The 12,954-nt window shown below is 42.0% G+C and carries 11 protein-coding genes, 1 pseudogene and 1 riboswitch; of the genes and pseudogenes, 6 read left to right on the forward strand and 6 right to left on the reverse strand.

Going from position 1 to position 12,954, the window contains the following annotated elements:
* Both WB217_RS10345 and WB217_RS10350 read left to right on the forward strand, forming a co-directional pair.
* Positions 1 to 346 (forward strand): annotated as a pseudogene (locus WB217_RS10345) (TIGR01212 family radical SAM protein); the annotation flags it as partial.
* The gene (locus WB217_RS10350; protein WP_423993143.1) at positions 343 to 915 is read left to right on the forward strand and encodes a class I SAM-dependent methyltransferase; all 573 of its coding nucleotides are present in this window, start codon (positions 343 to 345) and stop codon (positions 913 to 915) included. The pseudogene WB217_RS10345 and the gene WB217_RS10350, both read left to right, overlap by 4 nt.
* Before the next feature lie 350 nt (positions 916 to 1,265).
* Here the strand turns inward: WB217_RS10350 and WB217_RS10355 are convergent, their stop codons facing one another.
* Both WB217_RS10355 and WB217_RS10360 read right to left on the reverse strand, forming a co-directional pair.
* Positions 1,266 to 2,360: a tetraprenyl-beta-curcumene synthase family protein gene (locus WB217_RS10355; RefSeq protein WP_423993145.1), complete on the reverse strand. Its 1,095-nt coding sequence runs from the start codon at positions 2,358 to 2,360 to the stop codon at positions 1,266 to 1,268.
* 33 nt (positions 2,361 to 2,393) lie between these two features.
* Positions 2,394 to 3,197 (reverse strand): lysophospholipase, encoded by an 804-nt coding sequence (locus tag WB217_RS10360; RefSeq protein ID WP_423993147.1) that lies wholly within the window; start codon positions 3,195 to 3,197, stop codon positions 2,394 to 2,396.
* A 169-nt stretch (positions 3,198 to 3,366) separates the two neighbouring features.
* On the opposite strand from WB217_RS10360, the gene WB217_RS10365 reads away from it, so the two are divergent.
* Positions 3,367 to 3,891: a gamma carbonic anhydrase family protein gene (locus WB217_RS10365; RefSeq protein WP_423993149.1), complete on the forward strand. Its 525-nt coding sequence runs from the start codon at positions 3,367 to 3,369 to the stop codon at positions 3,889 to 3,891.
* 96 nt (positions 3,892 to 3,987) lie between these two features.
* On the forward strand, positions 3,988 to 4,860 hold the full coding sequence (locus WB217_RS10370) for a C39 family peptidase (protein ID WP_423993151.1): 873 nt from the start codon (positions 3,988 to 3,990) through the stop codon (positions 4,858 to 4,860).
* A gap of 3 nt (positions 4,861 to 4,863) precedes the next feature.
* Here WB217_RS10370 and asnB read toward each other — a convergent pair whose 3' ends face one another.
* Positions 4,864 to 6,768, reverse strand: a complete 1,905-nt coding sequence (gene asnB / locus WB217_RS10375; protein WP_423993153.1) for an asparagine synthase (glutamine-hydrolyzing) — start codon at positions 6,766 to 6,768, stop codon at positions 4,864 to 4,866.
* A gap of 283 nt (positions 6,769 to 7,051) precedes the next feature.
* Positions 7,052 to 8,251, reverse strand: coding sequence for a methionine adenosyltransferase (gene metK / locus WB217_RS10380; RefSeq protein WP_423993155.1), 1,200 nt, complete (start codon positions 8,249 to 8,251; stop codon positions 7,052 to 7,054).
* Between the two features lie 297 nt (positions 8,252 to 8,548).
* A riboswitch (SAM riboswitch) is annotated at positions 8,549 to 8,687 on the reverse strand.
* 354 nt (positions 8,688 to 9,041) lie between these two features.
* Here metK and pckA point away from each other — a divergent pair.
* Together pckA and WB217_RS10390 are read left to right on the forward strand one after the other, a co-directional pair.
* On the forward strand, positions 9,042 to 10,628 hold the full coding sequence (pckA, locus tag WB217_RS10385) for a phosphoenolpyruvate carboxykinase (ATP) (protein WP_423993157.1): 1,587 nt from the start codon (positions 9,042 to 9,044) through the stop codon (positions 10,626 to 10,628).
* 322 nt (positions 10,629 to 10,950) lie between these two features.
* Entirely contained in the window at positions 10,951 to 12,144 is a 1,194-nt protein-coding gene (locus WB217_RS10390; RefSeq protein WP_423993158.1) for a nucleoside transporter C-terminal domain-containing protein, read from the forward strand.
* Positions 12,145 to 12,339: 195 nt separating this feature from the next.
* Here the strand turns inward: WB217_RS10390 and WB217_RS10395 are convergent, their stop codons facing one another.
* Positions 12,340 to 12,582, reverse strand: a complete 243-nt coding sequence (locus tag WB217_RS10395; protein WP_423993159.1) for a DUF2584 domain-containing protein — start codon at positions 12,580 to 12,582, stop codon at positions 12,340 to 12,342.
* 41 nt (positions 12,583 to 12,623) lie between these two features.
* The coding region (locus WB217_RS10400; protein ID WP_423993160.1) for an alpha/beta hydrolase family protein at positions 12,624 to 12,954 on the reverse strand (331 nt) is incomplete at its 5' end.

Below are 12,954 nucleotides of genomic sequence, written 5' to 3' on the forward strand. Positions count from 1 at the left end.
GATGGAAACTGCCCGTGAAGTAGCAAAACTCGACGTCCAGGGGATAAAAATCCACCTTCTCCATTTATTAAAAGGAACCCCAATGGTAAAACAGTATGAAAAAGGATTGCTTGAGTTCCTTACTTTAGAGAATTATGTAAAGCTAGTCTGTGACCAGCTTGAGATCCTGCCTCCTGAAATGATTATCCACAGGATTACAGGAGATGGCCCAATCGAATTAATGGTTGGTCCGATGTGGAGCGTCAATAAATGGGAAGTGCTGAATTCGATTGATGCAGAATTGAAACGGCGGGACAGCTGGCAGGGAAAATATTATGCCGGCAATAAAGTGGTGATATCAGAATGAAACTGGAACGCATTTTGCCATTCGCGAGGAACCTGTTGGAGCTTGCAGTAAAACCAGGTGATATTGCAATTGATGCAACAGTCGGAAACGGGCACGATACAATATTTCTAGCCAATTTGGTTGGTAGCACCGGCAGGATCTATGGGTTTGACATCCAGGATGAGGCACTTATGACCTGTAAAACGAAACTAAGAGAGCATGACCTACTGGAACGGGTCACACTTTTCCATACCGGCCACGAACATGTGATGGAGTGTATTCCTCCGCTGCATTTTGGAAAAATTACCGGAGCGATCTTCAATCTGGGATATTTGCCTGGTGGGGATAAAAACATCGTCACGGTTCCACAGACGACAATTCAAGCAATTGATCAACTGCTTGAAATCATGGCACCAGAGGGCATTATCGTGATTGTTATTTATCACGGGCATCCCGAAGGCGCGGTAGAACGTGATTATCTGCTCCGCTATGTCAAATCGATAGACCAAAGCATGGCTCATGTTCTCGAGTACAGATTTTTGAACAAAAAAAACAATCCGCCATTTATTATTGCGATTGAAAAAAGGTAATTGATAAGGGTTTTTCTCCTGATGAGAAACCCTTTTTTTATTGCAGAAATGTAAAATCATCATTTTTTGAAGGATTATATCCAGGTTAGATTAATTTTTTCTCACTTTGGTAGGCTTTTGTTCACTGTTCAAAAGTTTTATTCACGGTTGGAACAGATTTATTCCTGGTTGGGACAGTTTTATTCACGGTTGGGACAATTTTATTACCGGTTGGAACAATTTTATTACCGGTTGAAGCAGTTTTATCTCCGGTTGAAGCAGTTTTATCTCCGGTTGAAACAGTTTTAATACGAGTTACATCCCATCTCCACCAATAAAAACAGCCAGAGAAAAATCCCCTGGCTGTTTCTTTACTTTATAAAAGCTCTCACAACGCTGGAGGGCACCCACTTTTGCAAGGAACGATAGGCTCGTCCATTTATATAAAAGAAATAGCTGACAGGTCCTGCTGTCCGGATCATTTCACGAGCGAGCTTTTTTATTTTTTCCTGGTGCCTTACTTTTTCATCAGATAGATAAACTCCAAGTAATCCGCGGTTAATCAGCTTATGGAACCGTCGATGCGGCAGCTGGGACGTATGGTAATCTGCATTTTTTACAAAATGCCTCAAACGCTTAAATAGTGCTTCTTCGTTTTCATAGTAGAAGCAGAAGTTCAAATCGCCGCCTGCCTTGTCTTCTTCCTGGTCAATAAAATAATCAAGGAGAATGTGAAGGCCCTGTATGTATGGAAAGTATCCATTTCGGATGCTATCTGCGTACTCAGGTTTGAAATCATCGCGCAGGGCATATGACACAAGACAAAAGATGCCGAGTGTTGACCCTGTGCAGGCTGAAAATTCATACCACTCCATATCAGGAATATCACCCCGATGTCCGTCAAACCATGTTTTCAGCCTAGGCACACGGTCTTTTACCTCGACATGCTTATGGATTTGCAAGTCACAATAATAATTGCAAAGCTCACCTAGATGCTCCTGAATGTGTCGATAACTAGAAAGCTCAGCTAAAACCTCACGACAGACTGTTACCAGCTCTAACAGATAGCCTCCATCGTCCTGCTCTTCCCGCTCTCGATAATAATTTTTCAATTGGCTGTCCAGGCTGAGAGAATCCGCCATTGATTCGTGAAGGGCGGCAAAGTCCGCAGGATCTAATGATGTGCTCCGATCGCAAAGATTATCAAGATAATCGCTGATCGTCTGGTAAGCAACAATAAACCTGATCGCCTGCTTATAATTCCCTTTGGCGGTAAGGCTTAAAACTGAACCACCCTCACAATGGAACGTTTTGTGCTCAATACTTGCAAGAGCCTGTTTTCTTAATTCAGGATTCGGGATTTCCTCAGCCCTGCTTTTCCAGTAAGATAGCTCCCGGTGTACTTGCGGCAGGACTTGACGGTATACACGGTACATTAAACTAAGCGGCATAGATGGAATTATCATGTATACACCTTCACCCTTTCTAAAAAAATCTACTTAATACACATATCCAATTGACTTAAGCTGACTCATGACAAAATCCATCGAGTAATTAAATACTTCCTCACGTTCTGGCTCATTGAAGACCTCATGATAGCATTTCGGCCATTCTTTATAACGCTTTTCAGAAAGCGGAGCATGGTTGAACCATTCCTTCACTGAACGTTTATCTACTATTTTATCGTCTCCACCCTGTATCAGCAGCGTAGGTACATCTTGTATTTTTTCCATATTTTCAAAGGCAAGTTCCATTGCGGCAGCCAGTTCACGGTACCATCTGATTGACACCTTGGTGATATAAAGCGAGTCATTCTGATCAATTGCCAGGACATCTTCATTCCTCGTCGCCATTTCTACCGTTAAGCCAGGAGACATGCGCAACGTAGGCATGACAATATTGATGCCATGTGAAAGCATATTTAAAAATTTTGAAGGATACTTAACCAATCCCAGACAAGGTGAAGACAGAATCAGTCCAGCAAGCTCCATATGCTCCTCCTGCAGCATCCTGATGGCAATAAGTCCCCCCATGCTGTGGCCCAATAAGAATACCGGCAGATTAAAATCATACGCTGCCTGGATCCACTCTTTTACTTCAATGATGTATTCATCAAATGAATCAATATGGCCACGGTTTGCTCTAGTTGTCATACCCTGTCCCGGCAGATCCCCCATGATGACATGAAAGCCGGATGAGCGCCACATTTCAATAAGCCAGCCATATCGGCGATGATGCTCAAGCGCACCATGGACCATAACGATAACAGCCTTAGCTTCTCCGTCTGCTTCCCATTTCCACATGACCATTCCCCCAGTTATTACTTTATCTTTGTTGAATTTATTTTCTCATTTTATGAATGACTGTGTTTCGCATAACTTATCAAGGTTCTTTAAAAGAACTATAATATATAATTAGGTAAAAATAAAAATTAAAGCATTCTAAAATCTATTTTTCACAGGAGAGTGTACAATGATTTACCCTTATAAAGGAAAAACACCAAAAATAGCTGATTCCGCATTTATTGCCGATTATGTAACGATTACTGGCGATGTTGAAATAGGCGAGGATTCAAGTGTCTGGTTTAACACCTCTATCCGCGGAGATGTCGCGCCTACTATTATCGGTAACAAAGTGAACATTCAGGATAACTCCGTCTTGCACCAAAGCCCAAACAATCCGCTTATCCTCGAAGACGAGGTGACAATTGGGCATCAGGTCATCCTTCATAGCTGCATCATTAGGAAAAAAGCGCTGATTGGAATGGGGTCCATCGTCCTTGACCAGGCAGAAATTGGGGAAGGCGCCTTCATAGGAGCTGGCAGCCTCGTTCCTCAGGGAAAAAAGATCCCGCCGAATACTTTAGCGTTTGGAAGACCGGCAAAAGTAATCCGTGAGCTCACAGATGAAGATATCCGAGATATGGAACGGATTTCAAGAGAATACGCAGAAAAAGGACAGTACTACAAACAGCTTCAAAACAGAAATGAACAATAGCATCTGCACTTAAAAAATCCCTGATTAAACCGATATTAATTTATATACTATACCCGTATATAATTTTATTTATGCGGAGAGAGCAGGTGATGGTTGATGAACTCATTATATTTATCTATCGCGGCCATTATACCGTTGCTAGCTTTGTTTTTGCTCATAATCAGCAAACAAAATAGCATGATAAAATCCATCCTGATGTTCATGCTCGTTTTCGTGTCGGTGGCTGGGGCGTTTCTGCTGGAAAACCTGCAGTCTGCGCATGTTGCAAAAGCTGTCCAGTCAGTAAAGAACTGGCTGGATACTCCGGAAGCAAGATCTGCTCCAACAGCCCAGGATGATTACCAGGTTGCCATCATCCCAATCAAGGAATCCGTTTTAATAGATGCACCGACAATTCGGCAAATGCCTGAGCTGCCAAGAGGCTGTGAGGTCACAAGTCTGGCCATGCTCCTGCAGTACAAGGGAATATCGGTGGACAAGCTTACCCTTGCAAAAGAAATTAAGAAAAATCCTGCAGAATACAAGCTGGCTAATGGAAATATTTATTTTGGCGACCCAAACGAAGGCTTCGTCGGCAATATGTATACCTACTCAGAACCAGGGCTTGGTGTCTATCACAAGCCAATAGCTGAACTTGCTGATAAGTACCTTCCTGGCAAAGTAAAGGATTTGACCGGTGCTGATTTCCTTGAGCTGAAAGTTCACCTTTCCGACAGCCGTCCTGTATGGCTAATCACGAATACTGAGTATAAAAAGATAGACGATAGCTTTTTCCAGAAATGGTACACCCCGAAAGGCGCAGTCTCGGTAACGACAAAGGAACATTCGGTGCTGGTGACGGGATATGACAAAGATTATGTATATTTTAATGACCCGCTTACGGGTGAGAAAAATAAAAAAGCACCCATGCATGATTTCACTGATGCATGGGTGCAGATGGGAAGGCAGGCAATTACCTTCCTTCCCTAATGATTAGCCTTTTAATGACTGTAATACTTTTTGAGTTTCATACTCCTTCTGGAAGGAGTATTTTTTTTCGACATAAACATCATGCCAAACCATGAACATCAATACAGTCCAGATTTTACGGCTGTTGTCAGCCTTGTTCTGGCAGTGGTCATCAAGAAGCTTCAACAAATATGCTTTATTGATCAGATGGTCTGTGCTGCTTTCCTTGATGATATTCTTTGCCCATTCGTTCATTTCGTCCTTCAGCCAGTGGCGGATTGGAACAGGGAATCCAAGCTTTTTGCGAGTCAGCACATGGTCAGGTACAACCCCTTCAGCTGCTTTACGCAAAATATATTTAGTTGTATTATTAGCAGTTTTTAAGCTCGTTGGAATCTTAGAAGCTGTTTCAAATACAACCTTGTCAAGGAATGGAACGCGAAGCTCAAGTGAGTGAGCCATCGTCATTTTATCAGCCTTCAATAAAATATCGCCACGCATCCATGTATGGATATCAATGTATTGCATCGTATCTACAGGATCGTATCCTCTGCTCTCTCGATAAAGAGGCTTCGTGATATCTCTGTAATCGTACTGTCCATTGTATACATGGAGAAGCTCGCTTTTCTCTTTTTCCGTGAACATTTTAGCGTTGCCGATATAGCGTTCCTCCATCGGTGTCACGCCACGTTCAATGAAGCTCTTGCCCTTCATTCCCTCAGGCATCATTTTGGCAATGCCCTTAAGCATGGATTTTCCAACTTGAGGAATTTTGTTGAAGACTTCAAGATCTTGCGGTTCCCGATAAATATTATAGCCGCCAAAAAGCTCGTCAGCCCCCTCACCAGAAAGAACAACGGTCACATGCTTCCTTGCTTCACGGGCAACGAAGTATAAAGGTATAGCTGCCGGATCGGCGAGCGGGTCATCCATATGCCACATGATTTTTGGAAGTTCATCCATATATTCCTGCGGGCTGATTACATAACTTATGTTTTCAACACCAAGTTTGTCAGCCGTTTCTTTTGCAACATCAATTTCGCTGAATCCGTTTTGTTCGAATCCAACAGAGAATGTCTTGATTGCAGGGTGGTACTGCTTGGCAATCGAAGCGATGATGGAAGAGTCGATTCCACCTGAAAGGAAAGAACCAACCGGCACATCACTGCGCATATGCATTTTCACTGATTCGAACATGACATCTCTGATTTCCTTCGTGAATTCTTCCTCAGTTTTATGGATTGGCGAGAAGCTTGCCTTCCAATAGCGCTTGATCTCCATTGGTGAACCGATTTTCTTTGTAAAATAATGCCCTGGCTCAAGCTTGTAAATGCCTTCAGACAATGTGTTTGGTTCTGGAACGAACTGATACGTTAAATAATGCTGCAATGCCTTGTAATCAAGGACATCATTCTCTAATGCAAGCAGGATGCTCTTCTTTTCAGAACCAAAATACGTGCGGTCTCCGTCTTCAAAATAGAAGAATGGCTTAATGCCAAAGTGATCGCGTGCTCCAAATAGGGTTTGTTCCTGTTTATCCCAGATCACAAAACCGAACATTCCACGAAGCTTATCAACAGCATGCTCTTTATAATGGCTGTAAAGAGCAATGATGACTTCTGTATCAGAGTGAGTCTCGAATTTAAGTCCCTCTTCAATTAATTCATCGCGAAGCTCAAGATAGTTGTAAATCTCGCCATTGAAAATAATCCAGTATCTTTCATTTTCATAAGTTAAGGGCTGGTGTCCCGCTTCAATGTCAATAATGCTCAGACGGCGGAAGCCAAATTGGATATGCTCATCATAAAAATACCCATCATCGTCCGGTCCACGGTGGGTAATGATATCGTTCATATTTTTAAACAGCTGCTTTTGTTCGCTGCTGAATTCTTGTGCTTTTTCATGTACACAACCGATAAAGCCACACATTATGTACTTCACCTTCTCCATTTCAGAAAAAATTTATTGTTGATTCGTTAAGCTCATCTAAAAACATACCATCTAATACTACCACTAATGGTGAAAAATTTGCAGTAAAAACTTAGGGAAATATAAGGTAATACTCTATTTTACACCTTTTGGTCTAGATGCAAACCAGAAACTCCATTCTTGGGGGTATTTAGGTCCTGTATTCCTTTGCGCTTTTCTTTTAATAAGACGGAAAATAAGAAAGGGAGTTACATATTTCTATGCAACTCCCTTTTCGATTTTATTAAGCTTGTGCTTGTGTGCGTAATGCTTCCGCCTTGTCAGTGCGCTCCCAAGGAAGATCAACATCCGTACGGCCGAAGTGTCCGTAAGCTGCTGTCTGCTTGTAGATCGGCTTACGAAGGTCAAGCATGTTAATAATGCCTGCTGGACGAAGGTCGAAGTTGTTGTTAACAACATCGATCAATACTTCTTCGCTTACTTTGCCTGTTCCGAAAGTATCGATTGAGATAGATACCGGACGGGCAACACCGATCGCGTATGCAAGCTGTACTTCAACTTTTTCAGCAAGGCCAGCAGCTACGATGTTTTTAGCAACGTAACGTGCAGCGTATGCAGCTGAACGGTCAACTTTTGTAGGATCCTTACCAGAGAATGCACCGCCGCCGTGGCGAGCATATCCGCCGTAAGTATCAACGATGATTTTACGGCCAGTCAATCCTGCATCACCTTGTGGTCCGCCGATTACGAAACGGCCAGTTGGGTTGATGAAGTATTTAGTGTTTTCGTCGATCAATTCTGCTGGTACAACAGGATTGATGACATGTTCTTTAAGGTTGCGCTGGATTTGCTCCAGGGAAACTTCTGGGTGGTGCTGAGTTGAAATAACGATTGTGTCGATGCGGATAGGCTTGTCGTTCTCATCGTATTCAACTGTTACTTGAGTTTTTCCATCCGGACGAAGGTATGGAAGGATTTCTTCCTTACGAACTAAAGTCAGGCGGCGTGAAAGCTTGTGTGCCAATGAAATCGGAAGAGGCATAAGCTCTTTTGTTTCGTTGCATGCAAAACCGAACATTAAGCCCTGGTCTCCAGCACCGATTGCTTCGATCTCATCGTCAGACATTTGTCCTTCACGAGCTTCAAGAGCTTGGTCAACACCCATTGCGATATCGGCAGACTGCTCGTCAATAGAAGTCAATACTGCGCATGTTTCAGAGTCAAAACCGTATTTAGCGCGAGTGTAACCGATTTCCTTAACCGTTTCACGAACGATTTTTGGTATATCTACGTATGTAGATGTTGTGATTTCCCCTGCAACTAGTACAAGGCCTGTAGTAACTGATGTTTCTGCAGCAACACGAGCATTGGCGTCCTTAGCAAGGATCGCATCCAAAATTGCGTCAGAGATCTGATCACAAATTTTATCCGGATGGCCTTCTGTTACTGACTCAGAAGTGAACAAACGACGTTTTGTTGACATCTGATTTCCTCCCTCATTTATAAGAAATTGATCGAGGCTGTCCCGATACAAACCTCGGTGTGATACGGTACTCATTCCCTACGTAGTATGAAATAAACGCTGAGTTTTTATTAGAAAATTTTGTTTAACCTTCGTGCTGAGTTAACTTTTTCTAATCCTACCCATGGGAGCAATGACACCAAAGAAGGCAGATCGACTGCTATTGTTAAAGAATAAGCAGACAGAATACAGAAGAAAACAATATAAAAAACCTCTCCATGCTTGAGGAAAGGTTTTTGCTTCAATCTGCGCCTTTCGCTCTTATCGTTCAAGGGCATTTCCCTTGCGTCAGGTTAGCACCTTTGCCCGAAAAATCCACCTGTACTCAGGAGTAATTTCTCGTTTGCAGGTTGCTGGGTTTCATTGGGCCTGTCCCTCCACCAGCTCGGGATAAGAGAGTATCCGTTCAAATCAAAATCATAACGAACCTATAATTACATGTCAATCCTTTTCTTCAGAAAATGTCGATTCCTGCAGAACTTTCCCACATTAAAGCGCCGGGGGTCAGACCCCCACCACGTTAATGCGTTAATCCCCTGGGGGTCTGACCCCCAATGCGTTAGTGTGTTAAAATCCTAGGGTGGAGTTATTTGGCTCTTGCTCCGGCCTTCTTCTATATATATGTACATTTTTGTAAAAGAGGGAATTTTTTCGAGCATTAGTATAGATTAATTAATGTAATGTGCTATACTAATAGCGAGATGTAAACACTTTCAATATATCAATCTTTTAAAAAGGAAGGTATTCTCGGATGAATGTTGTAGGAATTTCCAATGAACTTTCAGCTTTATTAAAAGGAAGCAATATACAGGTACAGCTATCTGTCCCGCAGCTGGTTGAAAAAGTCTTGAATCGTAATGAAGGTCTGTTGACCTCAACAGGTGCAGTGAGAGCCACTACTGGAAAATACACTGGCCGCTCCCCTAAGGATAAATTTATTGTAGAAGAGGAATCGGTAAAGGATAAGATTGACTGGGGCTCTGTCAACGAGCCAATTTCTGAGGAATCCTTTACGAAACTTTATAATAAAGTTTTGAATTTCCTGAAAGAAAAAGAAGAAGTCTTTGTATTTAAAGGCTTTGCTGGTGCAGACAAGAAGTACCGCCTTCCTATACAGGTCATTAACGAGTATGCGTGGCACAACTTATTTGCCCACCAATTATTCATTCGCCCGGATGCAGAGGAACTGCTTAGCCATGAAGCGGGATTTTCTGTCATTTCTGCACCTACCTTCAAAGCTGATCCAAAGGAAGATGGGACAAACTCAGAAACATTTATCATCATCTCATTTGAGAAGCGCGTCGTTCTGATTGGCGGTACTGAATATGCTGGAGAAATGAAGAAGTCTATTTTCTCTGTCATGAATTATCTTCTTCCTGAAAACGGCATCCTATCCATGCATTGCTCTGCTAACGTAGGGCGTGAAGGTGATGTTGCCTTATTCTTCGGATTATCCGGAACAGGAAAAACCACCTTGTCTGCTGATACGAACCGCCGATTGATTGGCGATGATGAGCACGGCTGGTCGGCAAACGGTGTTTTCAACGTTGAAGGCGGCTGCTATGCAAAGTGCATCAATCTTTCCAAGGAAAAAGAGCCGCAGATTTATGAAGCGATCCGCTTCGGTTCTGTACTTGAAAATGTTGTTGTTAACAGTGAAACACGCGTTGCGGACTATGATGACAGCTCACTGACCGAGAATACTCGCGCAGCTTATCCAATCCAGGCAATCGATAATATCGTTGAACCAAGTATTGCCGGACATCCGAATACGATTGTATTCTTGACTGCTGACGCCTTTGGAGTGTTGCCTCCAATTGCGAGGCTTACCAAGGAGCAAGCAATGTACCACTTCTTGAGTGGCTATACATCAAAGCTTGCAGGAACAGAACGCGGCATCACATCACCACAAGCAACATTCTCTACCTGCTTCGGTTCCCCTTTCTTGCCGCTTGCTGCGACACGCTATGCTGAGATGCTTGGCGAAAAAATCGATGAGCATAATGCGAAGGTATTCCTCGTTAACACAGGATGGACTGGTGGAGAGTACGGAACTGGAAGCCGGATGAAGCTGGCCTTCACACGTGCAATGGTTCAGGCCGCTCTTGAAGGCGAATTGAACAATGTTGAAACAGTGAAGGATGAAATTTTTGGTCTGGACATTCCACTACACGTACCGGGTGTTCCTGACGATGTTCTTCAGCCAGTAAAAACATGGAGTAACGAGGAAGCATATTATGCAAAAGCAAACGAGCTTGCGCAGAAGTTTCGTGCAAACTTCAAGAAGTTCTCAAATGTGCCGTCCGAAATTGAAGAAAAAGGCGGACCAACTGCATAATCTATTTTGTTAAAGGCCATTCCTTCGGGAGATGGCCTTTTCCTATGTTTATAAGTAAAATGAACGCAAAAATGATCGCACTATTACTTTCTTATAAAAAAAACATTAAGGAAATATGCAATATAGCAGATTTGAAATTCTCTGGTTTCGTTTCATTCAGACATACATCTCTACATGCTTTTCTGTTTGACACTGGTTTTGTATTACATACAAGCTCTTATTTTTCGATGCTTTCTGTCCTAAGGCGGAAAGTGCGAAAAATAAGGGCTTTTTTGTATTTATTAATTATTTATAGGAATAATATTCCGAGGAGGTTATGACATTGTATTTTCTTTTGAATTCAATTGGAGTTGTTGTTGTTCTAGGACTTGTTTATCTACTTTCACCAAATAAACGAAATATTAAGTGGAAATTCATATTGTTGTTATTAGTGGTAGAATTTCTGATTACATGGTTTATGTTATCTACAAAGATAGGAACATGGGTAATTAATCAGATCGCATCTTTCTTCACCTGGCTTATTTCATGCGCAAATGAAGGGATATCTTTCGTTTTCCCTTCCGCTATGGCTAATGAATACGTCGATTTCTTTTTTAGCGCCTTGATGCCGATCATCTTCATCATTACTTTCTTTGATATCCTGACGTATTTCGGTATTCTAACTTGGATTATAGACAAAGTAGGCTGGCTGATCGCAAAAGTGTCCGGTTTACCTAAACTTGAGAGCTTCTTCTCAATCCAAATGATGTTCCTGGGTAACACTGAAGCACTTGCAGTAATCCGTCAGCAACTCGCCGGATTAAGTCAACAGCGTTTGCTGACTTTTGGAATCATGAGCATGAGCAGTATTAGCGGATCCATCATAGGGGCTTATTTATCAATGGTCCCGGCGACATATGTTTTTGCAGCGATCCCGTTAAACTGTTTGAATGCCCTATTGATTGCAAACATGTTAAACCCAGTTGTAGTCAGCAAGGAAGAAGATATCGTTTATGTTCCGGAAAAAGGGCAGCGAAAGGATTTCTTTTCCACCATCTCCAACAGTATGCTTGTAGGTGGCCGGATGGTTCTTGTCATTGCAGCAATGGTTATTGGTTATGTAGCATTGACGGCTGGTTTAAATGGGATATTAGGATTCTTTGTTAATGGATTGACCATTCAGAAAATTTTCTCAGTGATTTTCAGCCCATTTTCATACTTGCTCGGGTTGTCAGGTAAGGATGCCATGTATGTTGCTCAATTAATGGGAATAAAACTAGCTACGAATGAATTTGTGGCAATGCTCGACTTAAAGGATAAAATTAGCAACTTGGCTCCGCATACAGTGGCTGTAGCGGTGACCTTCCTAACGTCATTTGCCAATTTCAGTACAGTTGGAATGATTTACGGAACATTCAATTCCGTAGTGGATGAAGAAAAATCACACATAATAGGAAAAAATGTTTGGAAGTTACTAGTAAGCGGAATGGCAGTTTCCCTGTTAAGTGCAATGGTTGTTGGATTGTTCATATGGTAATAATCATCTAATTTAGGGCTGCGTATGCAGCTCTTTTCTTTGTCTAGCTCTGATAACTTATTGTTGATTTCCGCTACAATCAACAGGATTTAAAAATTCAACTATAAGCATTAACAGAGCCAGTATTTAAGAAAGATTTATTTGCCCTATCTACAACAATTCGTTAAGCAAAAAAACAGAGCACTTATGCCCTGTTTAGTTTGTTGAATTCAATGCGATTAATTGATAGGTAAGTGTTGTCGTATTTTCTGTCCACTCGACTTTTTGAATGACGCCGGTTCCTGTCAAGTCACCCTCGATCGTCTTTTTCACTTCTAGTGGAATGTCAATTGGATAAAGCCTGTAGCCTTCCTTTCTCAAAGAGAAGAAATTGTTTTCGAGCCGCTGCTCCCGGCCCTTTGTTACGATCATTGTATTCAACTCTAATGGCATTCCCATCATTCTCGCTCCTCTTCTTGGTCACTTATAAGTCCATTTTATCATTGCTGTGATTGTATTTTCATCCAATTCGTTAAATCCTCAACAATTTTCCGGTTCATTACTGGCGGAAAATAATGCGTATATTCATCAAAATACCAGCTTTCCACAGGCTTGTCCAATTCCTTCAGCCTCTTCTCAATGCGATATGAATGCTCGATCGAAACATTGTGGTCATTCCTGCCATGAATCAGCAGAACTGGCGCCTTCAGATTTTCAATTTGATACACAGGTGTCCTAAATTTATACCTCTGCGGATACTTAATTGGAGTTCCGCCAATCACCCTTTTCATCATCCTCCGCAAATCTTTTCTTTCTACATATGTTAATGAC

The sequence above is a fragment of the Mesobacillus sp. genome (assembly GCF_049588175.1).
Classification (GTDB): domain Bacteria; phylum Bacillota; class Bacilli; order Bacillales; family Cytobacillaceae; genus Mesobacillus.

What these genes read in the sequence shown, in the direction of transcription:
- WB217_RS10360 (WP_423993147.1), bottom strand. Translation starts at nt 3,197, where the DNA reads ATGTGGAAATGGGAAGCAGACGGAGAAGCTAAGGCTGTTATCGTTATG.
- WB217_RS10355 (WP_423993145.1), bottom strand. Translation starts at nt 2,360, where the DNA reads ATGATAATTCCATCTATGCCGCTTAGTTTAATGTACCGTGTATACCGT.
- WB217_RS10370 (WP_423993151.1), top strand. Translation starts at nt 3,988, where the DNA reads ATGAACTCATTATATTTATCTATCGCGGCCATTATACCGTTGCTAGCT.
- WB217_RS10350 (WP_423993143.1), top strand. Translation starts at nt 343, where the DNA reads ATGAAACTGGAACGCATTTTGCCATTCGCGAGGAACCTGTTGGAGCTT.
- WB217_RS10395 (WP_423993159.1), bottom strand. Translation starts at nt 12,582, where the DNA reads ATGGGAATGCCATTAGAGTTGAATACAATGATCGTAACAAAGGGCCGG.
- pckA (WP_423993157.1), top strand. Translation starts at nt 9,042, where the DNA reads ATGAATGTTGTAGGAATTTCCAATGAACTTTCAGCTTTATTAAAAGGA.
- WB217_RS10365 (WP_423993149.1), top strand. Translation starts at nt 3,367, where the DNA reads ATGATTTACCCTTATAAAGGAAAAACACCAAAAATAGCTGATTCCGCA.
- metK (WP_423993155.1), bottom strand. Translation starts at nt 8,251, where the DNA reads ATGTCAACAAAACGTCGTTTGTTCACTTCTGAGTCAGTAACAGAAGGC.
- asnB (WP_423993153.1), bottom strand. Translation starts at nt 6,768, where the DNA reads ATGTGTGGCTTTATCGGTTGTGTACATGAAAAAGCACAAGAATTCAGC.